The organism is Bradyrhizobium sp. SZCCHNR1015 (assembly GCF_032489875.1).
GTDB lineage: Bacteria > Pseudomonadota > Alphaproteobacteria > Rhizobiales > Xanthobacteraceae > Bradyrhizobium.
Genome location: NZ_JAUEYW010000012.1, coordinates 187,752 through 207,379 on the forward strand (window position 1 = coordinate 187,752; position 19,628 = coordinate 207,379).

Consider the following 19,628-nt stretch of genomic DNA (forward strand, 5'->3'; position numbering starts at 1 on the left):
ATCATGATCTGCCTTGGACGAACTTTTTGTGGCCGGCCTGCGCGGCGGATTCTTCATCACGCAGCAGTTGTAGCCGGGGTGCGGCCCTGTCGTGTAGGCTCGCGGGGGGATCGACCGGTGAGTGGGGGTGGTGAGATGAGCGTCACGCGTGCCGCGCGCCGGGGTGTGTTCACCCTGCTGGCATTGGTGGTCCTCAGCGGCCACCGCGCCGAAGCCGCGTTCGACTACGCCCGCTACAAGGAGGCCGGTCTCGACGACCTTCTGGCGCTGCCGCGCCCGGCCAAGGGTGTCGACATCAAGACGGGTGCGCCGTTCAAGCTCGAGGTCATCCTCGCGAGTGCCGGGGGTCCATGTCAGACGGGGTTCTTGAAGAAGTCGATGGCGATGTCGGGCTTCGACCAGGTCGAGAAGCTCGGCGTCTCGAATTGCATCACGGTGCGTTCATCCAAGGGGCGGGAGCTCAAGGTTTTCGTGCAGGACATCGTTTATGGCTTCCTGCCGCGCGAGGTGAAGGTCGGCGGCAAGCTGACGCTCTATGCCGTCCACATCTACACCTCCGCCGAGGGACCCGGACTGCTGGTCAACGAATTCCAGACGGTGCAGCCAGCCGCGCCGGCTCAGCAGCAGCCGTCCGAAGCCGGAATGGCCTCGTGCGGCTGCTGGTCGCTGCGCGATCATCCCGGTATCGATGTCGACGCCGGGACGGAGGGGGCACCGATCGGGGTGATGGAGGATGGCGTCGTGGTCAAGGTGGAGGCGGCCGATCAGGCGCCCGCTGACCTGCCGCTTGTCGGCGGCTGCGGGCGCTACGTCGTGCTCAAGCACAGCTATCCGAACGGCGCTGTCCTCTTCACCCGTTATGCCCATCTCGGTCGTCTGGTCGATGGCAAAGGCGAGATGCCGGCCGTCGGCGCGCGCTTCAAGCGCGGCGAGAAGATCGCCGAGGCCGGCCCCGGCAAGATCATGCATTTCGAGTTGCGGCCCGTTGCGCAAGGCAACGCGACGGTGGATTCCGGGTGGACTAAGCAATACGACGGGATTGCCGACATGGAGTGGTCACGCTACGAGCCGGTGGATCCGAGGAAGTTCGATCCCGACGCCTTTGGCGGTCTGGGCAAGCGTGGGAAGTAGGCGTCGACATGGTGAAGACTGGGGGCCGCATTCAAGCGGTGCTTGTGGGGATCGCCGCGGCGATGCTGACCGGGTGGCTCTCGCCATCGGCGCATGCACAATCGGCGCCGCGACCGGCGTCGCCGCCGCCGGCACGTCCGGCGCCCTCACCACCGGCGCCAGCCGTTCCTGCCGATCTGAAGGACCTGCGCGGCGAATGGAAGCGCGTCGGCGCCGGCTTCGGCTGCGTCGTGACCCCGCCGCGCGAGCTGTCACAGGAGCTGTTGCTCGCAGTCATGGCGCGCGCCTGCATGCGGCTGGGCCCGCTGGTGGTCGGCGACGGTGCTGACACGGCGACCGCTGCGCTCGGGCAGCCCCACCGCACCTTGAAGCAGGCGCAGGACAAGGTCGCCTGGATCTACTTCGTCGGCCAGCGCGAGCACTATCCTTATTTCGTGGTCACCGTGGCCGCCGATAAGATCGTCGCGCTGCAGGTCACCGGCGACGGCACCACGACGGCTCCGGGCTACGAGCTCAGCAGCGTCGGTCTCGGCGCCGCCACCGACGATCTGGTGAAGGTGTTCGGCCAGCCCAACCATTTCGAGCCGAGCGAATTGAAGGGCGTCGAGCTCTGGACCTATCCGCCGCATGCGTTCTCCTTCGAGCTCAAGGGCGGACGGGTGATGTCGATCCGTGTTGGGAAGTCGTGATCCGGCTCCACTGATTGCGCAGCGAAGCCGGATTTGCGCATCGCGGTACGCTAGCCGCCGGGCGACTTTGGCGGTTCCGCGCCGCCGTGAGCGGCCTGCTCGGCGTCATGGGATGACGGCGGAACAGCCTCTGACGCTGTCGGCGCCTGATCCGTCTTGGTGCCTGAGGTCTCGGCCTTCTTAACGTTGTCATCAGGGTTCTTGGCGTCTGCGCCCTTGTTGTCCGAACTCTTATTGTTCGAGCTGTTGTCGTTCGAGCTCTTGGCGTCCGGCGCCTTGTCCGGTTTCGGCGGCTCGATCAATGCCGCGCGCGTGGCCTGCACGACCGGCGCGGCGGCGTCGGCGTTGACATGGAAGAGATAGTCCTCCGCCGACCGCGTGAACAGATAGCCCCCACCGGCGTCCTTCTTGTAGCGATAGGTCAGCTCGCTTCCATCGGTCCGCTTCAGCGTGACGGTGACGTCGGGCGCATCCGTCTGCGCCAGCGCCGCCTTGCCCTTGCCGCGCACGTTATCGAAGGGGGGATGCGCCATCGCGCTGACCAGGGCGTCGATCTTGTCGGGCCGCGGCTTCTCGTCCTTGCCGAGCCCCGCCAGCGTGAACTTGCCGTCCTTGCCATCGATGGTGACGTCGCCGACATTGACGCTGGCGATCTTGTCGCGCGGCGTGTCCAGCATGTCGTGCTGCATCCAGGCGCTGGGCTCCGCGCCGATGTCGTAGGTCGCCAGCTCGACGGCGTAGACCGGAGAGGCATCGCCGGCACGGACATGCACCTGGCGATAGGCCGGCGAGGTCCCGACCAGCAGCTCGCCGATCCGGCTGCCGCCGCTCGTCAGCACCACGCGGCGCTCATGAACCTTTTCGGTGACCTTGAAGCGCTCGGCCGCGGCATCGGTCTTCGCGATCGGCCAGCCCTTCTTCAGGCCGGCGATGCGGTCGAGCAGGCCATTGACCTTCGTCGTGTCGGCGGGAAAGTCGGCCAAGGCGGGGATCACCCATTTGCCGTCCTTGCGCGCGAGCGTGACGGTGTGGCCGGCATCGTCGTCGATCGCGACCTGATCGACCTTGGCCGGCGCGAACGCGACCAGCGGCTCCTTGGCGTCGAACGCGGCATGATCGGAACGGTTGACCGCGAAGGTGACAGCCAGCGCGAGCTGGCCACCCAGCAGCGCCGTGAGCAGGATGGGAAGCCCTTTCATGTCCGCGCCTCCGCGATGCCGAGCATGTTGAGATATCTCCGTTGGGCGCCGAGCCGCAGCGCGCGGCGCACGATGTAGACGAGGGCGAGCCCTGCGAGCGCGAGCGCATAGTTCAGGTATTCCCAGAACATCTGGCCGCCGCTCTGCATCGGGGCGAGCGTGCGCGAGAACTGGCCGCCGCGGCTGCGCAGCGCCAGCAGCCCGCGGTCCTCCAGCGACCAGTCGACCAGGTTCTGGGCGAAGTCGAGCGGTGCCAGATATTGCGTGCGGTCGACGCTGGAGGCGAGTTGCAGCACGTCGTCCGACAGGAAAGTGCCCGAGCCGATCACGATCAGCCGAGCGCTTTCGGGCGAGCGGGAGATCACGCCGGTGATGCTGGGCTTGGCGTCGGCAGCCGCCGTCTTCGCCGCGTCATCGGGCTTTGCATCAGCCTTTGCGTCGGGTTTGGGCTCAGCAGCGTCCTTGGCGAGAGGCGATGGCTTGCCGGCGAAGAACGACGTGAACTCGCCCTCCATCATGGCCCCGAGCAGCTGGCGCCCCTGCTTGTCGGCAGGAGGGAAGCCGGTGTCGGGATGCGCCTTGAAGTCCGGCACGACGTTGGTCGTCTTGGCGGTCCATGAATGCGGCGAGCTCTGGATCAGATCGACGATCTTTCGCTTCTTGCCGACCTTGTCGGCGTCGATCGTCAATGGCGAGGCCCAGGACAGCGTCAGCTGCTGGGTGCCGGCCGAGGGTGCCGCGCCCTGCGCCAGCCCGTCGCTGCGGATGTCGGCGAAGAACGGGTAGTCCATCAGCCGGATCTGCCGCACCTTGATGCCGCCGCCGACGTCGCGCTCGCTCGGGATCGGGAACGAGGCGTTCTGGCGGTCGAGCACCATGCTGTCGCCGACCTTCACGCCCTGGAACGCCAGCCAGTCCTCCAGGCCGGACGGCGTCTTGGTCACGTCGAGATTGCCGCGCAGCGACGGCTGATAGGGCGAGATGGCGACGATCACCGTGCCCCCCTTCATCAGGAACTGATCGACGGCGAACAGCTGCTTCTGATCGAGCTGCTGCGGCGAGGCGACGAACAGGATGTCGGCGCGTTCGGGAACGCGTCCATCCTTCAGCTGGGTGGCGTCGACGAGCGTGTTCTCCTGCAGCTTCTGCTGCAGCAGATCGAACGACGGCCCACTGCTGCCGGGGATGCCGAGCTGCGGCATCGGCTGCTGCGCCGGCGGGGTGTACAGCGCGACGGTGCGCAGCGCGCCGGGCGTGAAGCGCTTCAGCTCGGCGTCGATGTTGCGCTTCAAGCCGTCCTTGTCGAGCTGCTCCGGCAGCTGGATCTGCTCGGTCTTGTCGCCGCTCTTCAGGATCAAATGGAACCAGAAGCGTTTCGGGTTGAGCAGGCCGACCGAAAGCGGCTCGAGGCCGTATTCGTCCTGCAGGGTCTTGGCGATCTGTCCGCCATCGGCGTCGGGATCGACGATCTTCGCGTCGAGCTTGCCCGGCGTCTTGCTCTGGTAGTCCTTGATCAGCTCCTGCAGCGCGGTCTTCAGCTTGGCGAGCGGCTCGGGCAGGTTCTTGGCCGAGATATAGGCCTCGAGCGTCACCGGCTGCGGCAGGCCGGCCAGCACGTCGCCGGAGCCGCGATAGCCGTTCAACACCTTCTTGATCGCGCGCGTGATCGTATACTCGGGATTGCGCAGATTGACGTCGAGCTCGCTGTCGCCGTCACCGCGCTCCTTGACCTCGATGAGATCGCGGAAACCGAGCGTCGTGTATTCATCGCCATATTTGACGAGGATGTTGAAGTAGGAGTTAGTCACCGACGCCTGATACTTGCTCGAGGTCTGGAACGGCACCGGCTGGATGCCGTACTGCTTGTTGGCTTCCGCCTCGAGCGCGGCGTTCTGCATCGGGTCGACGAACTCGACCCGGACCTTGCCTTGTCCTGCGATCTCGTACTCCTTCAGGAGATCGCGCAGCCGCGGCACCAGCGGCGCCAGCAGCGGGTGGGTCTGGGCGCTGAAATAGCCCCGGATCAGCAGCGGCTCCTGCAGCTGGCCGAGATAGCTCCTTGTCTCGTCCGAGATCGAGTAGATGTGTCCCGCGGTGAGATCGGCCCGTGCGGCCGGGAGCTGGCCGAGCCACAGGTTGACCGCGACGAGATTGGCCACCGTGAGCGCGGCCACCATGCGCCAGCGCCGGTGCTGCGGCGCGCGGCCCTGCGACGACCAGCGCAGGCTCTCCAGCACATAGAGATTGAGCACCAGGAAGACGCCGAAGATGCTGAGATAGTAATAGAGGTCGCGCAGGTCGATGACGCCGCGGGCGATCGACTCGAAGCGCGACCCGGCCCCGAGCTGGCGCAGCAGCTCGCCGCCTTCGTTGCCGGTCAGCGAGGTCAGCGTGTTGGAGCCGAGCAGATAGAACGCGCCGCAGATCAGGGTGGAGACGATCAGGCTGATGACCTGGTTGTCTGAGCGGGCGCTGACGAACAGGCCAATCGAGATGTAGGCGGAGGCGAGGGCCAGCGCGGCGAGATAGCCGCCGGCCACCGGTCCCCAGTCGAGCCGGCCGATCATGGAGACCGTGATCGGGAGCGGCAGCGTCAGCGCCAGCGCGATCGCAACCAAAGCGAGGCAGGCGAGGAACTTGCCGAGCACCAGCTGCAGCGGCGCGACCGGCGAGGTCAGCAGAAACTCCAGCGTGCCGGCGCGCCGTTCCTCGCTCCACATCCGCATCGTGATGGCCGACACGATGAAGATCATCAGCACCGGCATCCATTCGAACAGCGGCCGGACGTCGGCGATGTTGCGGGCGAAGAAGCGGTCGACCCAGAAGAACAGGAACAGGGTGACGGCGAGGAACGCGGCCATGAAGATGAAGGCCGCAGGCGAGGCGAAGAAGACGGCCAGTTCCTTGCGAGCGATACGAAGAACGTTATGCATGCAGGGCCTCCGGGGTCGGCGCGCCGGCGCCGGTGATGTCGGCAAACAGGGTTTCGAGATCGCGCTGTTCGGGATGCAGGGCGAACAGATCGAGCTTGTTGTCGGTGATGACGCGGGCGACCGCCGGCGCCACGGCGCTCGCCGCGTGGCCATTGAGGTTGAGAGCATAGGCATGGCCGGGCTCGGCGGCGGTCAGCCGCTCCACGCTGGTCACGAGGCCAAGCCCCGTGACCAGCCGCTCGACCAGTTCTGGCGGCCCGCTGGTGACGAGACGCAACCGGCCGGGACCGCCGAGATCGCTCATCCTTGTGTCGAGCGCCAGCCGGCCGCGGTTGATCACCAGCACGCGCTCGCATACGGCGCGCACCTCCTGCAGGATATGGGTCGACAGGATCACGGTGGCTGTCTTCGCGAGATCCCGGATCAATCCCCGCATCTGCGCGATCTGCGACGGATCGAGGCCGTTGGTCGGCTCGTCGAGGATCACGATCTTCGGCTTGTGCAGGATCGCCTGCGCGACGCCGGTGCGCTGCCGGTAGCCGCGCGACAGGCTCGCGATCGGCGCGGTGGCCTTTTCCGCAAGGCCGGTCGCGGCGATGGCATCGCGCAGCGCCTGCGCCCGGGCGCCCGGCGGGATTCCTCTCAGCTCCGCCGCGTAGTCGAGAAATTCGATCACTGTCATCTCGGGATACAGCGGACAATTCTCGGGCAGGTAGCCGATCAGTGCCTGCGCCTGCCGGCGCTGCCTGCCGATGTCGTGGCCATGAATGGTCGCCGTGCCGGCGGTCGGCTCGAGATAGCCCGTCAGCATTTTCATGATGGTGGTCTTGCCGGCGCCATTGTGCCCGAGCAGGCCGACGATCTCGCCGTCGCCGACCTCAAAGGAGACGTCGTCGACGGCGGTGAATGACCCGTATTGGCGGGTCAGGTGTTCGGCGGAGATCATGTGACGTGTCGCTCCTGAGTTGGCCGTCGCGGCGCCGGATCCTGATCGACATGCAGGATCGATCACCGGCGGCACGCGCGTCGGATGCAGCTGAGAGGATCGGGCCGACCGAACCGGTGGTCGTCGGCATGGAAGCTGAGAGATCGGCGCGCCGAGCGCAGCGGTTCAGAGCGGCCCGGCCTATGCGATGGGGGGAGTCATCATCCGGAAGAGCACATCGTGCGACGAAGCCTTGTGCAACACCTTGGGAGGTCGTGAAGCGTTTGTTTCCCGCCGTTCTGTTGGTTGCGGCTAACTAATCGAACGCGAGCAGATGAATCAAGCGGGGGCAGCCGCCCTGGATCGATCACGACCGGTCAATTGGATGTGAGCGGGCAAGTCGAACGCACGTGCTGCGCCGACCGCGATCCGCGCCGATGCGCATGACTTCGACGGCTGCGCGTGGCCTGGCACTTGGCCGTCGTGGTAATGAGGGCGTCACGGTCCACGACATCCCGGCGATCTTCGTCCGCTCGCAAGACCGTGCGTCGGAGCGCGGCTCCTTTCGGGTCGTCGGACCGGAACTACCCGTCGCACGACTGTGATTTGCGCGGCCGTGACGAGCCGCCTGGTAACCTTTCCCGGTCCGAGATCGTATCGTCGAATGGCAGCATCCGGACACGCGGGTGGGAGGTATTCAATTGCACAAGAGGCAGCCGCGCATCGTGCGCATCACGCACCGTCCCAGCGGCGAGGTCATCGCCGAGGGGCCTGTCGGACTCTGGGACATCACGCCGTTCGAGGGAAACTTCTACATTCGGTGGCGCTGCCTGAGAACACGCCATCTGCGTCCGAACTGGATTCCCGGACTGTGCATCTACAAATTCCTGTATGTGTGGCTCGACCTGGAGCTCCCGGACGGCCGGCGCGAGCCGTCGATCGGATGGCTGTACTGGCTGCCCAATCCGCTGTTCGCCTTCGTCGCGTTCCGGCCCGCCGTTCCGCAGTTTTCGCCAGCGCTTGCCATCGAGGAACTGGCGCGGTGAGCGTTGCGAGCCGGCGCGAGGTGATCGGCGGGCTGCTGACGGCGCTCATGGCGCGCGCGGGATCCGCTTCGGCTGCATCCGCCGACGACGACGTGCCTGCCTTCACAACCGGCCGTCACCAACTCACGCTGTTGCGGCCGCAGCAGAGCCTGCCGGCGATACGGCTGTTTCGCCTCGACGGCGGTACGCTCGATCTCGCCGCGCTACGCGGCGCGCCAATCGTACTGAATTTCTGGGCCTCGTGGTGCGCGGCCTGCCGCATCGAGCTGCCGGAGCTCGATCGGCTTGCACGCAGTGTCGCGCGCCAGCGCCTGCACGTCCTCGCGGTATCCGAAGACCGCAGCGATCGCGACAGTGTCGGTCGCTTCGTGCGCGCGCTGAGGCTGACGTCGCTGTCCATCTGCCTCGATCCGAACGGATACGTGGCGCAATCCGGAGACGACGGTGGCAGGCCTGCGCCGTTTACGCTGTACGGCATGCCGATCACCTATCTGATCTCGGCTTCAGGTCTGATCGTCGGATACCTCCCGGGTGCGGCCGACTGGTCGTCGTCGGCGGCGGCAGATCTGCTCGAATATCTCGGGCGCAACTGAGCGATGAATCGCGAAGCAGTCAGCGTAACCTTCCGATGCATTGGAGCGAACCGATGGACAGGCGCGCCGATGGCCGCCAGACACCTGCAATGTCCGCAGGCTGAAACCCGGAGAATGGAGGAATTCGCATGTCCAATCGCACGCTGTCCGCAATGATCGTCGGCGCATTTGCGGTCGCTGCCGGCGCGCTCGCCGTCACGTCCGCCTCGGCGGAGACGATGGCCAAGGGCGACATGGAAAAGATGATGAAGGCCAAGCAGGCCGAGACCATGAAGGCCATGAAGGACGGCAAGATGGAGAAGTGTTTTGGCGTCGCGCTGAAGGGCCAGAACGACTGCTTTGCTGGCGCCGGCACGACCTGCGCGGGTACCAGCACGATCGATTATCAGGGCAATTCGTTCAAGCTGGAGCCGAAGGGGACTTGCACGACAATGCAGACCCCCAAGGGTCCGGGTAGCCTGACGCCGAAGGCCTGAGACATCGTCGGCGGGCTGCTTGCGGCCCGCCATTTCTCTCGATCGGAGTCTGCACGTGGCACGCGCGCAATTCTCGACGGCCGGCCGGATCCCCGCGCGGGGCGGCGTCGGCCTCAAGGCCGAGCACTATCGCGGTATCGTCGAAACGTGGCCCGATATCGGCTTCTTCGAAGTCCATGCCGAGAACTACATGGGCGCGGGCGGGCCGCCGCATCGCTATCTCACGGCCGTTCGCGAGCGCTATCCGGTGTCGCTGCATGGAGTCGGATTGTCGATCGGGGCCGATCGGCCGCTTGACCAGGCCCATCTCGGCCGTCTCAAGCATCTGGTCGACCGCTACGAACCAGGGTTGTTTTCCGAGCACCTCGCCTGGTCGTCGCACGGTAGCGGCTTTCTCAACGATCTGCTTCCGGTTCCCTATACGAGCGAGACCCTTATCCGCGTCTGCGATCACGTCGACGAGGTGCAGAGCGTGCTCGGCCGGCGGATGCTGCTGGAAAATCCATCGACCTACGTCGCGTTCACCGAGAGCAACTGGTCCGAGCCCGACTTCATCGCCGAGGTCGCCCGCCGCACCGGCTGCGGGCTGCTGCTCGACGTCAACAACGTCCATGTCGCCGCGACCAATCAGCAGTGGGACCCGCATGGCTATCTCGCCGCCTTGCCGCTCGCGCAGGTGTTGCAGGTCCATCTTGCCGGCCACGCCCGCGAAGTCGACGAACATGGCAGGCCGCTGCTGATCGACACCCACGACCGACCGGTCGACGACGTCGTCTGGTCGCTGTATGCGCATGCGATCCGCGCGACCGGCCCGGTGCCGACATTGATCGAGTGGGACGCTGAGGTGCCGCCATGGCAGGTGCTTGCGGCGGAGGCCCGCCACGCAGAGGCCGTCATGCTCTCGCCGCCGCTGGAGGTGGTCTGTAATGCCGCCGCTTGCTGAACGTCTCGGCGGCTTTGCGCGCGCACTGCTCGATCCCGCGCAGCCGGTGCCTCCAGGTCTGGTCGGGCCGGACGGGAGGCCGAGCGACCGCCGGTTCGGAGTTTATCGCAACAATGTCGTCGCCGGCTTGACCGCAACACTGAAGGACGCCTACCCGGCGGTGTATCGCATCGTCGGAGCGGAGTTCTTCCATGCCATGGCGCGCTGCTATCTGTCGTCCGAGCTACCGAGCTCGCCGATCCTGCTCGACTATGGCAGCGGCTTCGCGGCGTTCATTCGCGGCTTCGCGCCGGCGTCAGTGCTGCCGTATCTCGCCGACGTCGCAGCGATGGAGCGCGCCTGGACCGAGTCGTATCATGCGGCGGAAGCCGAGCCGGTCACGCCTGCGGCTTTCGCCGCCGTAGCGCCGGCCGATCTGCCGGCCCTCCGCCTGCACTTGCATCCATCCCTGCGGCTGGTGTGCTCGGCGTTTCCCGTGCTTACGGTCTGGCAGATGAATGTCGCGGAGGGAATTGCTGGCCCGGTCGATCTCGACGCGGGCGGTGGTGAGGCGGTTCTGATCGTCCGTCCCGAAGCCGATGTCGTGGTTCGCGCGATCCCGTCGGGCAGCCTTGCGTTCGTTCAGGCCTTGTTGGCCGGTCGGTCGATACTGATGGCGGTCGAAGACGCGCTGCGCGAGGATGCCGGCTTCGACCTTGCCGGCACCCTGCACGATCTGATCCATGGCGGAGCCGTGATCGGCTCCGACCACGTGACGATGGCGGAGGCGTCATGAGCGCGGACAGCCGGGCTCTCGCGTTGCCCATGTCGGATGCGATCGATCGGCTCGTGCGGCTGGCTCTGATCGTCGCGCCGCCGATGCTGCGCATCGCGCTTGCGGCGCCGTTCTTCAGATCCGGGCTCACCAAATGGGATGGCTTCCTGTCGCTGTCACCGGCCGCGGCGTATCTGTTCGAGGACGAGTTCAAGCTGCATCTGTTCGGTCAGGCCTATGATTTTCCCTGGCCTGCGGTGTTCGCTCATCTCGATGGCGTGGCCGAGATGCTGCTGCCGGTTCTCCTGGTGGCCGGGCTGGCGACCCGGATCAGCGCGCTCGGGCTGTTGGTCATGACCGCCTTCATCCAGCTCGTCGTCCCGGATGGCTGGGCCAATTTTCATCTGCCCTGGGCTGCGATGGCGGTTGCGATCATCGCGCTCGGGCCCGGGCTCATCAGCCTCGATCATCTCGTCCTGTCGCTCGGTCGAAAGCTGGAGGGCGCCGATGGGCAGTGACCAGAGCGGTCCTGCACCGCGGCTGAGGCTCGTCCCGGTGGACGCGCCGAGCGGGGCGGACCTCAAGCCGGGACGGCGCGCGCTCGATTGGGCGATTCTGATGGCGCATGCCCAGGAGGGTGATCGTGTCGCCTATCAGCGGCTGCTGCAGGAGATCACGCCCTACCTTCGCTCTCTCGCGGCACGGCGCTGCAAGCAGCGCAGCGACATCGAGGACGCGGTGCAGGACGTGCTGTTGACCATTCACTCGGTCCGCCACACCTACGATCCGACGCGCCCGTTCGCGCCGTGGCTGGTGACCATCACCAACCGTCGCCTGATCGACCGAGTACGGCGGCAGTCGCGCCAATGGCGGCGTGAGACTGTGTTGTCTCCCGAGCACGAGATCGCAGCCGGGCCCGAGACCGGCGTGGAGGCGGCGCCCGACCGCCGCGAATTGGAGCTGGCGATCGACAACCTCCCGCCCGCACAGCAACAAGCCGTGCGCCTGTTGAAGCTCAGGGAGCTGTCGCTCAAGGAGGCCTCGGCGGCAACCGGAATGTCCACGACCTCATTGAAGGTGAACATGCATCGCGCTCTGAAGAGTCTTCAGAAGCTGCTCATTCCGCGGAACGAGCCATGATCAAGACCGGCGATCTGATCGACTCTCTTGCGAACGACATGCGGCCGGTCAAGCGGCTGCGGCCGCCGCTGCTGCGTGCCTGCGGCTGGCTGATCGGGGCAGGCGCCGTAGTGGCGCTGCTCGCCGTCAACCAGGGGATCCGTCCGGATCTGGCGCAGCGTCTGCACGATGCGCCATTCGTGACCAGTCTCGTCGGCTCGATCCTGACCGGCGTGCTGGCCGCGATCGCGGCATTCCTGGTCAGTCTTCCCGACCGCTCGCGGTGGTGGATGCTGCTGCCGATGCCGGCGCTGGCGCTATGGCTGTCCAACATCGGCTATCAGTGCCTCACCGACTGGGTTGCGGTTGGTCCAGACGGCATGAGCCCTGGCGAGGCGGCCCGCTGCTTCACGACGCTTGCTGTGACGAGCCTGCCGTTGTCGCTGGCCCTGCTGGTGATGCTGCGCTACGCGGCGCGTCTGCGGCCGACCATCGTCGCCTTGACCGGCGGCCTCGCCGTGTCCGCGATCACGTCGACGGCGCTCGCGCTGTTTCATACGATCGACGCCTCGGTGATGATCCTGATGTGGAACGTCGGAACGGCTGTCCTGCTGATCGGCGCGGGTGGCCTGTTCGGCCGTCGGATGTTCGGCTGGGTCGCGCCGCGCGTCTTTGCGCAGGACTGAGCTCGTGGTCGGTGGACTGACGGGGACCGTAACCTTCGTCGTGCTTGGAGCGAACAGTCTCCGGGCTCAGGCGCAGACAGCCCCTCGGGACGCGCATCGCGCGTCGATGTTCACAGGCGCGAGGAGAATGAGACAATGCAACGATCGAAAAGCCTTGCCGGGTTGGCCAGCGTGGCGCTGATGCTGGCGGCGCTCGTGCCGTCCGGCGCCAGCCGGGCTGCCGATGCGACCCATCTGTCGTTCGTCACCCACGCGGCATTCTTCTCGGCGGAGACGAAGCAGCCGAAGCCGCTCGATCCCCATGCCTTCGTCGCGGACGCCGCGGCGTTGGCCGCCGTCGGGCCGCAGAACATCTCCCACGTCGCGGGTTTCCGTCCGGCCTTCATCGAGCAGGATGCGAAGACCGCCGCGGTCGCTAATGCGAATGGCGAGCCGATCGGCTTCACGCTCGGCGACTGGCTCGCGGCGAGCGGCAGCGTGACGCTCACTCCTTCGGCCGGCGGCAAGGTCGAGATCGCCATGAGCTTCGACCATCTGAAGCCGGGCGGTCACTACAGCCTGTTCGAGAATCACTTCGATCAAAAGCCGGTCGGCTTCACGCCGCTCGATGGCACTGCGACGGCCAATGATTTCGTGGCCGGGCCGGACGGCAGGGCGAAGCTGACGATCATCGCGCCGCAGCCGCTGACCCACGACAACGCCGTGCTGCTGGTCTATCACAGCGACGGCATGACGCATGGCGCGAAGCGCGGCGACATCGGCGTCAATGCCCATCACCAGCTGATCGCGCGGATTCCGGAATAGATCATCGGCTGGGATCCCGCTGGGCGTCACGCGCCGCGGGATCGTTGCCAGCGGGCTTCGATCCAGGACTCCCAACTCGTCGTCAGTGGCTTGCGCTCCGTCATGGCCGGCCGGACCTTTCGTCAGAACGAGGATGCAAGGTTACCCACCGGCCGCGACCATCGGCGAAAATAATGATTGCTGGTTTTCAGAAAATATGCTTATATCTCTGCAACCCGCCTCGAGCAGAGGGACGTACGCGTCGTCACGAACGTGGAGGCGGGCTGCGATGGACGTGACGGCTGTGCCAGACGAGTGCAGTCGTGACGGACGGCGAAGTCGTGTGGTCCTGGCCTCTCGACGCTGAGGTCTGCGCAACGCGCCAAAGGCGCGTTGTTGCAAAATGGGGGCAAGAACGCCGATCCCCAGGGAGGGCACGAAGGACACCGTAAAACCATCGCGCGGGGAAGGCCGGGTCTGTCCGGCTGTACCTGTGGTACCTGCCGCCTGCATTCTTTTGAGCAGGCGGGCCACGGGCCTCAGCCGAGGTCCGGCCTTCCTCGCGCCCTCTCGTATTTCAGGAGGGACATGATTGCCGCATGACCTGGGCGCTGCGCGCCGCGGGAATGTGGGGCCGTGTCTCTGTAGCCGGCAGGGCCAACTCCGTCCTTCGGTGTCTCAAGGCCGGGACGACACCGAATTTGTCGCACGCACCGGGCAGCCATGATCAGCCGTGCCTTTGCAGCGCACTCCCGATCCCGTATCCAGCAGCAACAACGCAAAGAGGAAACCACCATGACCAAGACCGCCGCCGAGATCGAGGACGACCGCCAGATTCGCGAGCTGTTGCAGAACTGGGCGATCTGGCGCGATGCGGGCGATTGGGAGCGCTTCCGCACGGTGTGGCATCCGGATGGGCGGATGATGGCGACGTGGACGCAGGGCACCGGCGACGAGTTCATCGAGATCAGCAAGGCGGCCTGGGCCAAGGGCGTCAACATCCTGCACTTCCTCGGCGGCATCTCGGTCGATCTCGCCGGTCATCGCGCGATCTCCCAGACCAAGATGACGATCTCGCAGCGGGCCGAGGTCGAGGGCGTCGTCTGCGACGTGCTGTGCACCGGCCGCTTCTACGACTTCCTCGAGAAGCGCGCGGGCAAATGGGGCATCGTGCTGCGCCAGCCGATCTACGAGAAGGACCGCATGGACCCGGTGACGCCCGGCGCGGTGCCGGCGCTGGACCGTGCGCTGCTGGAGCAGTTTCCCGTGGGGTATCGGCATCTCGCTTATCTGCAGACGCGCATCGGCTACACGGTGAAGCGCGACATGCCCGGGCTGAAGGGGCCGGAGGTCGAAGCGCTCTATGCGCGCGGCGCCGCGTGGCTTCGGGGCGAGGGGCTGTGATCGTCGACCCCTGCCTCGCCGGAGCCGCGCTCCGAACGGGACCAGCTCTCGCCGTGAGGGGCTGATCCGGCGGATCTCTGGTGCCGTTACAGAGCGGGTGACTGTGGCTCGGAGTGCGTAGCGAGGAATCAGCGCAAGTACCTGAATCAGAAAGGATTGTCTGTCAGCCTTGTTCCTTGGAGCGGAACCGTCGCGCGGGTGCTGTATACAGGATCGGCAGTTTTTGCCGAAAGAAGGCGGAACTTGCGTCTCATCCTTTGCTTGCTGTATACAATGCTCAGTTGGAAGTATACCGACACGAGGACACGCCATGGCCGCTTCTTTTCCGATGAATGCATGGTACGCCGCGGCCTGGGACGCCGAGGTCAAGCAGGCCCTGCTGCCGCGGACGATCTGCGGCAAGCACGTCGTGATGTACCGCAAGGCCGATGGCACCATCGCCGCGCTCGAAGATGCCTGCTGGCACCGGCTGGTGCCGCTGTCCAAGGGCCGGCTGGAAGGCGACACCGTCGTTTGCGGCTATCATGGCCTGAAATTCAGCCCGCAGGGCCGCTGCACCTTCATGCCGTCGCAGGAGACCATCAATCCCTCGGCCTGCGTACGTGCCTATCCGGCGGTCGAACGGCATCGGTTCATCTGGCTGTGGATGGGCGATCCGGCGCTGGCCGATCCCGCTATTATTCCCGACATGCACTGGAATCACGATCCGGCCTGGGCCGGCGACGGCAAGACCATCCACGTCAAATGCGACTACCGGCTGGTGGTCGACAATCTGATGGATCTCACGCACGAGACCTTCGTGCACGGCTCGTCGATCGGCAACGACGCGGTGGCCGAAGCGCCGTTCGACGTCACCCATGGCGAGCGCACCGCCACCGTGACGCGCTGGATGCGCGGTATCGAGCCGCCCCCATTCTGGGCGAAGCAGCTCGGCAAGCCGGGCCTGGTGGACCGCTGGCAGATCATCCGCTTCGAGGCGCCGTGCACGGTGACGATCGACGTCGGCGTCGCGCCGACCGGGACGGGCGCGCCGGAGGGTGACCGCTCGCAGGGCGTCAACGGCATGGTGCTCAACACCATCACGCCGGAGACCGACACGACCTGCCATTATTTCTGGGCGTTCGCCCGCAACTACCAGCTCACCGAGCAGCGGCTGACGACCGAGATCCGCGAGGGTGTGTCGGGCATCTTCCGCGAGGACGAACTGATCCTGGAAGCGCAGCAGCGCGCGATGGACGAGAATCCGGGGCGCGTGTTCTACAATCTCAACATCGATGCAGGCGCAATGTGGGCACGGCGGATCATCGATCGGATGATCGCGCGCGAAATGCCGCTGCGTGAAGCCGCGGAGTAGAATGGAATGGCCGAGCGTGACAGCGAGCGTTCGATCTCGCAGACCGTCCGAGCGCAGCTCACCTTGCGCGACCTGATCCTCACCGGCGGCTTGCGCCCCGGTGAGCGCATATCCGAGCTGCAGGCGGTCGAGGCCGCCGGCGTCTCCCGCACGCCGGTGCGCATGGCGCTGGTCCGGCTCGAGGAGGAGGGGCTGCTGGAGGCGATTCCGTCCGGCGGCTTCATGGTGAAATCGTTCTCCGAGCGCGACGTGCTCGACTCCATCGAGGTGCGCGGCACGATGGAAGGACTGGCGGCGCGGCTCGCCGCCGAGCGCGGCGTGTCCGTGCGCGACACCGAGCCGATGCGCGAATGCCTCGCCCAGATCGACGAACTGATCGCGCCCGCCGAGCTCTCCTTCGACGGCTTCTCGGCCTATGTGGCGCTGAATGCGCGCTTTCATGCCTTGCTGGCCGAGTTGTCGCGCAGCCCGCCGGTGATCCGCCAGGTCGACCGCGCCAGCGCGCTGCCGTTCGCCTCGCCGAGCGGATTCGTGATGGCGCAATCGGCGCTGCCGGAGGCGCGCCACATCCTGGTGGTCGCGCAGGAGCATCACCGCATCGTCATCGATGCGATCGAGAACCGCGAGGGCGCCCGCGCCGAGAGCATCATGCGTGAGCATGCCCGGCTGGCCGCCCGCAACCTGCGGCTGGCCGTGAAGGCGCGTGGTCCGATGGACCTGGTGCCGGCGGCGGTGCTGATCAAGACGCAGATCAACGGTTGAGGAGGCGATCATGCGTTTCCAGGACAATTGGTCGCCTGCGACCCTGGTCTCGACACGCGACCTTGCGCCGGGCATCCGCGAATTCATCCTGCGGCCCGACGGCTATGTCTGCGCGCCCTATGCGGTCGGCAGCCACATCAAGGTCGGCGTCCTCGCCGGCGGCCAGCCCGATGTCCGCTCCTACTCGCTGGTCGGCGAGGCGGACCCGCGGGGCTACCGGATCGCCGTGCGCTTCGCCGAGGATTCCCGCGGCGGATCGCGCTATCTGTGGTCGCTGCAGCCCGGCGCGCGGCTGGACGTGGCGAGCCCGACCTCGCTGCTGCAGGTCGATTGGCAGTATCAGCATTATTGTCTGGTCGCCGGCGGCATCGGCATCACGCCGCTGGTCGGGGCGGCGCATGCGCTGCTGCGCAAGACGCCGAGCGTCTCGCTGCATTACGCGGTGCGATCGCGCAGTGATGCGGCCTACCTCGATGAGCTCTCGGCGCTGCTCGGCGACCGTCTCGCGGTGTATGCCGCGGACCAGTCGCAGCGGCTCGACCTGACCGATCTTTTTTCGAGTCTGCCGTCCGGAGCAGTCGTGCTGTTCTGCGGACCGATGCGGATGCTGGATGCCGCGCGCAGCGCGTGGGCGGCGTGCGGCCGCGCGCCGGCCGATCTCAGCTATGAGACGTTCGGATCGAGCGGCCGGCTGTCGACCGAGCCGTTCAAGGTCCGGCTGCGCGACAGCGGCGAGGAGATCGTGGTGCCGCGCGACCGCTCGATGCTCGACGTGCTCAATGCCGCCGGCCACGAGATCATGGCGGATTGCCGGCGCGGCGAGTGCGGTGTCTGCGCGGTCGACGTGGTCGATGTCGAGGGCGAGATCGATCATCGCGACGTGTTCTTCAGCGCCGAACAGAAGCACGAGAGCCGCAAGCTCTGCGCCTGCGTTTCCCGCGCCCACGGCGTGGTCACGATCGATACGCTGGAACGGGCCGACGCGCTGTGAGCGCGCTGCCGGCTATTTGTCGGCGAGCAGGTTGACCGGCATCGCCGACGGCGGCTTGGCTGAGGACTTCCGGCCGCTCTGCTCGGCTGCGACGGCGGCGCGTGCGGCCTTCAGGCGTGCATCGGTCTCCTTGTCGGCCAATAGCGCGTCGGTGAGGTTCGCTTCGGCGGTGTACGCCGCCTCGGCCGCGGCCTTGGCCGCCGCGATGTTGGCTGCGGTGGGATTGGCCTTTGCCACCGCCTCCGCCGCGTCGCGGTCGGAAATGGCCTTCTCGTTGGCCGCCAGCGCGGCATCGAGATTGGCGTCGGCGACCGTCTCGGCCGCATCGGCAGCCGCCAGCGTCGCCGCGGCCGGACTGAGCGGCGGCCGGGGGCGCAATGGTTTCGCTGCCGCCTGCGGCTTGACGGCCTGGGCCTGCGGCGGGAACGCGGGCCGAGAGGGTGGTGGCAGTGCCGTTGGCTGCTGGATGGGAGGCGGCTGGAGCGATGGCATGGTCGGCACGAGCCCGATCGGCACCATCCGCGCAAACGAGCTGCGCGCGTCGCGCATCAGGCCGCCCATGATATCGTCGAGCGGGTCGGCCATCGCGGTCCCGCTCACCGCTGCGCCGGCAAGCATGCCGATCGCGGCGGCGACGTTCCTCGACGTGATGCAGACGGCCATCGGAGCCTCCCTCGCGACGACATCGGGCCAGCCGATCCCCGGCGCTCACCGCCTGCCTTATTCCGGAAATGGGTTTGCAGGGTGGCGCCATCGTGGAGCGCCGCGCCCGACATGCGCCGCATCTGCCACATTGGGCTGTCAGGCGAGTTCCTCGCGCATCCGCGCCGCCGCCGCGCACATCGCCTTCAATTTCGCGAAGGCGGTCGCGCGCGGCAGATATTTCATGCCACAGTCGGGCGCCACGACCAGCCGCTCCGGCGCCACCACTTTCAGGCCGCTGCGGATGCGCTCGGCCACGACAGCGATCGGCTCGATCTCGGGATCGCCGAGATCGAGGACGCCGAGCACGATGGTCTTGGTCGAGAGATCTCTGAGAACGCCGAGGTCGAGCCGCGGCTGCGCCGCCTCGATCGCGATCTGCGCAGCGTGGCAATCGGCAAGCTCGGCCAGGAACGCATATCCGCTCGGCTTGCTGGAGCCCGGCACGATGGCGGCATAACCGAAGCAGACGTGAACGATGGTGGGCACCGTAATATGATCCAGAGCCCGGTTGATCGCCTTGACGGCATAGCGCCGCGCCGCCTGCGGATTGTTGCGGACCCAGGGCTCGTCGAGCTGGATGACGTCGGCGCCGGCGCGTTGCAGGTCGCGGGCCTCGGCATTGACGACCTCGGCGAAAGCCATCGCGAGCGCCTCGTCGTCGCCGTAGAAGTCGTCCTGGGCCTGCTGGCTCAATGTGAACGGCCCGGGCAGGGTGATCTTGGCGGCACGCCGGGTGTTACGGCGGAGGAACTCCATGTCGCGCAGCTCGACCGGCTGCGTCCGCCGGATCGGACCGACGACGCGCGGCACTGGCGTCTTGATCCCGGACGGCGAGATGATGATGGCGGGATTGTCGGCATCGACGCCGTCGAGCGCGGTCGCGAACCGGTTGGAGTAGCTTTCGCGCCGGATCTCGCCATCCGACACGATGTCGATCCCCGCCTGTTCCATGTCGTGGATCGCGACGATGGTCGCGTCGTCCTGGGCGTCGTCGAGCAGCGGCCGGGGAATGCGCCACATGCCCTGCATGCGAATGCGAGGAACGGATTTCGAGAGCATTGCGCGATCGACCAGCCAATCCGGCTGCGGGTAGCTTCCGACCACGGTGGTCGGGAGGAGATGTCGAGGCATATTC

20 protein-coding genes are annotated in these 19,628 nt (G+C 66.5%); 15 read left to right on the top strand and 5 right to left on the bottom strand.

The annotated features are described in order from the left end of the window. Positions 1 to 135: 135 nt before the first annotated feature. Positions 136 to 1,131, top strand: a complete 996-nt coding sequence (locus QX128_RS21350) for a M23 family metallopeptidase (RefSeq protein WP_315804492.1) — start codon at positions 136 to 138, stop codon at positions 1,129 to 1,131. 8 nt (positions 1,132 to 1,139) lie between these two features. Then, positions 1,140 to 1,820 (top strand): hypothetical protein, encoded by a 681-nt coding sequence (locus QX128_RS21355; protein ID WP_316238444.1) that lies wholly within the window; start codon positions 1,140 to 1,142, stop codon positions 1,818 to 1,820. A gap of 50 nt (positions 1,821 to 1,870) precedes the next feature. On the opposite strand, the gene QX128_RS21360 is transcribed toward QX128_RS21355, so the two are convergent. Genes QX128_RS21360 through QX128_RS21370 form a run of 3 tightly spaced genes read right to left on the bottom strand, consistent with a single transcriptional unit; the run spans position 1,871 to position 6,898 of the window. Beyond that, on the bottom strand, positions 1,871 to 3,019 hold the full coding sequence (locus QX128_RS21360; protein WP_316238445.1) for a DUF4340 domain-containing protein: 1,149 nt from the start codon (positions 3,017 to 3,019) through the stop codon (positions 1,871 to 1,873). Further along, positions 3,016 to 5,952, bottom strand: coding sequence for a Gldg family protein (locus QX128_RS21365; RefSeq protein ID WP_316238446.1), 2,937 nt, complete (start codon positions 5,950 to 5,952; stop codon positions 3,016 to 3,018). Before QX128_RS21365 ends, QX128_RS21360 begins: the two co-directional genes overlap by 4 nt. Further along, entirely contained in the window at positions 5,945 to 6,898 is a 954-nt protein-coding gene (locus QX128_RS21370) for an ABC transporter ATP-binding protein (RefSeq protein WP_316238447.1), read from the bottom strand. The genes QX128_RS21365 and QX128_RS21370 overlap by 8 nt, the downstream gene beginning before the upstream one ends. A 680-nt stretch (positions 6,899 to 7,578) precedes the next feature. Between QX128_RS21370 and QX128_RS21375 the strand changes: the two genes are divergently transcribed. From QX128_RS21375 to QX128_RS21435, 13 genes are all read left to right on the top strand, one after another. Further along, a complete protein-coding gene (locus tag QX128_RS21375; protein WP_316238448.1) occupies positions 7,579 to 7,923 on the top strand; it encodes a hypothetical protein in 345 nt (114 codons plus the stop codon). A gap of 20 nt (positions 7,924 to 7,943) precedes the next feature. Further along, entirely contained in the window at positions 7,944 to 8,516 is a 573-nt protein-coding gene (locus QX128_RS21380; protein ID WP_316238449.1) for a TlpA disulfide reductase family protein, read from the top strand. Positions 8,517 to 8,644: 128 nt separating this feature from the next. Further along, positions 8,645 to 8,992, top strand: a complete 348-nt coding sequence (locus QX128_RS21385) for a DUF2282 domain-containing protein (protein ID WP_315804499.1) — start codon at positions 8,645 to 8,647, stop codon at positions 8,990 to 8,992. Positions 8,993 to 9,047: 55 nt separating this feature from the next. Further along, the gene (locus tag QX128_RS21390) at positions 9,048 to 9,935 is read left to right on the top strand and encodes a DUF692 domain-containing protein (protein WP_316238450.1); all 888 of its coding nucleotides are present in this window, start codon (positions 9,048 to 9,050) and stop codon (positions 9,933 to 9,935) included. After that, complete coding sequence (locus tag QX128_RS21395) at positions 9,919 to 10,710, top strand: DNA-binding domain-containing protein (protein WP_316238451.1); 792 nt, start codon at positions 9,919 to 9,921, stop codon at positions 10,708 to 10,710. Before QX128_RS21390 ends, QX128_RS21395 begins: the two co-directional genes overlap by 17 nt. Positions 10,711 to 10,739: 29 nt before the next feature. Beyond that, a complete protein-coding gene (locus QX128_RS21400) occupies positions 10,740 to 11,207 on the top strand; it encodes a DoxX family protein (protein ID WP_316238499.1) in 468 nt (155 codons plus the stop codon). Beyond that, positions 11,197 to 11,829 (top strand): sigma-70 family RNA polymerase sigma factor, encoded by a 633-nt coding sequence (locus QX128_RS21405; RefSeq protein WP_316238452.1) that lies wholly within the window; start codon positions 11,197 to 11,199, stop codon positions 11,827 to 11,829. The genes QX128_RS21400 and QX128_RS21405 overlap by 11 nt, the downstream gene beginning before the upstream one ends. Continuing rightward, entirely contained in the window at positions 11,826 to 12,494 is a 669-nt protein-coding gene (locus QX128_RS21410) for a DUF1109 domain-containing protein (protein WP_315804503.1), read from the top strand. The genes QX128_RS21405 and QX128_RS21410 overlap by 4 nt, the downstream gene beginning before the upstream one ends. Positions 12,495 to 12,629: 135 nt before the next feature. After that, the gene (locus tag QX128_RS21415) at positions 12,630 to 13,298 is read left to right on the top strand and encodes a hypothetical protein (protein ID WP_316238453.1); all 669 of its coding nucleotides are present in this window, start codon (positions 12,630 to 12,632) and stop codon (positions 13,296 to 13,298) included. A gap of 774 nt (positions 13,299 to 14,072) precedes the next feature. Then, entirely contained in the window at positions 14,073 to 14,681 is a 609-nt protein-coding gene (locus QX128_RS21420) for a nuclear transport factor 2 family protein (protein WP_315805845.1), read from the top strand. A 310-nt stretch (positions 14,682 to 14,991) separates the two neighbouring features. Next, a complete protein-coding gene (locus tag QX128_RS21425) occupies positions 14,992 to 16,035 on the top strand; it encodes an aromatic ring-hydroxylating dioxygenase subunit alpha (protein ID WP_316238454.1) in 1,044 nt (347 codons plus the stop codon). A 6-nt stretch (positions 16,036 to 16,041) separates the two neighbouring features. Then, positions 16,042 to 16,797, top strand: a complete 756-nt coding sequence (locus tag QX128_RS21430) for a GntR family transcriptional regulator (protein ID WP_315805847.1) — start codon at positions 16,042 to 16,044, stop codon at positions 16,795 to 16,797. A gap of 10 nt (positions 16,798 to 16,807) precedes the next feature. Further along, positions 16,808 to 17,788 (top strand): PDR/VanB family oxidoreductase, encoded by a 981-nt coding sequence (locus QX128_RS21435; protein ID WP_316238455.1) that lies wholly within the window; start codon positions 16,808 to 16,810, stop codon positions 17,786 to 17,788. Between the two features lie 12 nt (positions 17,789 to 17,800). On the opposite strand, the gene QX128_RS21440 is transcribed toward QX128_RS21435, so the two are convergent. Beyond that, the gene (locus QX128_RS21440) at positions 17,801 to 18,451 is read right to left on the bottom strand and encodes a hypothetical protein (RefSeq protein ID WP_316238456.1); all 651 of its coding nucleotides are present in this window, start codon (positions 18,449 to 18,451) and stop codon (positions 17,801 to 17,803) included. 138 nt (positions 18,452 to 18,589) lie between these two features. Beyond that, positions 18,590 to 19,624, bottom strand: coding sequence for a cobalamin-independent methionine synthase II family protein (locus tag QX128_RS21445; RefSeq protein WP_316238500.1), 1,035 nt, complete (start codon positions 19,622 to 19,624; stop codon positions 18,590 to 18,592). Between the last annotated feature and the right edge of the window lie 4 nt (positions 19,625 to 19,628).

What these genes read in the sequence shown, in the direction of transcription:
- QX128_RS21355 (WP_316238444.1), top strand. Translation starts at nt 1,140, where the DNA reads ATGGTGAAGACTGGGGGCCGCATTCAAGCGGTGCTTGTGGGGATCGCC.
- QX128_RS21425 (WP_316238454.1), top strand. Translation starts at nt 14,992, where the DNA reads ATGGCCGCTTCTTTTCCGATGAATGCATGGTACGCCGCGGCCTGGGAC.
- QX128_RS21420 (WP_315805845.1), top strand. Translation starts at nt 14,073, where the DNA reads ATGACCAAGACCGCCGCCGAGATCGAGGACGACCGCCAGATTCGCGAG.
- QX128_RS21415 (WP_316238453.1), top strand. Translation starts at nt 12,630, where the DNA reads ATGCAACGATCGAAAAGCCTTGCCGGGTTGGCCAGCGTGGCGCTGATG.
- QX128_RS21400 (WP_316238499.1), top strand. Translation starts at nt 10,740, where the DNA reads ATGTCGGATGCGATCGATCGGCTCGTGCGGCTGGCTCTGATCGTCGCG.
- QX128_RS21445 (WP_316238500.1), bottom strand. Translation starts at nt 19,624, where the DNA reads ATGCCTCGACATCTCCTCCCGACCACCGTGGTCGGAAGCTACCCGCAG.
- QX128_RS21360 (WP_316238445.1), bottom strand. Translation starts at nt 3,019, where the DNA reads ATGAAAGGGCTTCCCATCCTGCTCACGGCGCTGCTGGGTGGCCAGCTC.
- QX128_RS21370 (WP_316238447.1), bottom strand. Translation starts at nt 6,898, where the DNA reads ATGATCTCCGCCGAACACCTGACCCGCCAATACGGGTCATTCACCGCC.
- QX128_RS21405 (WP_316238452.1), top strand. Translation starts at nt 11,197, where the DNA reads ATGGGCAGTGACCAGAGCGGTCCTGCACCGCGGCTGAGGCTCGTCCCG.
- QX128_RS21350 (WP_315804492.1), top strand. Translation starts at nt 136, where the DNA reads ATGAGCGTCACGCGTGCCGCGCGCCGGGGTGTGTTCACCCTGCTGGCA.
- QX128_RS21365 (WP_316238446.1), bottom strand. Translation starts at nt 5,952, where the DNA reads ATGCATAACGTTCTTCGTATCGCTCGCAAGGAACTGGCCGTCTTCTTC.
- QX128_RS21410 (WP_315804503.1), top strand. Translation starts at nt 11,826, where the DNA reads ATGATCAAGACCGGCGATCTGATCGACTCTCTTGCGAACGACATGCGG.
- QX128_RS21440 (WP_316238456.1), bottom strand. Translation starts at nt 18,451, where the DNA reads ATGGCCGTCTGCATCACGTCGAGGAACGTCGCCGCCGCGATCGGCATG.
- QX128_RS21430 (WP_315805847.1), top strand. Translation starts at nt 16,042, where the DNA reads ATGGCCGAGCGTGACAGCGAGCGTTCGATCTCGCAGACCGTCCGAGCG.
- QX128_RS21385 (WP_315804499.1), top strand. Translation starts at nt 8,645, where the DNA reads ATGTCCAATCGCACGCTGTCCGCAATGATCGTCGGCGCATTTGCGGTC.
- QX128_RS21395 (WP_316238451.1), top strand. Translation starts at nt 9,919, where the DNA reads ATGCCGCCGCTTGCTGAACGTCTCGGCGGCTTTGCGCGCGCACTGCTC.
- QX128_RS21435 (WP_316238455.1), top strand. Translation starts at nt 16,808, where the DNA reads ATGCGTTTCCAGGACAATTGGTCGCCTGCGACCCTGGTCTCGACACGC.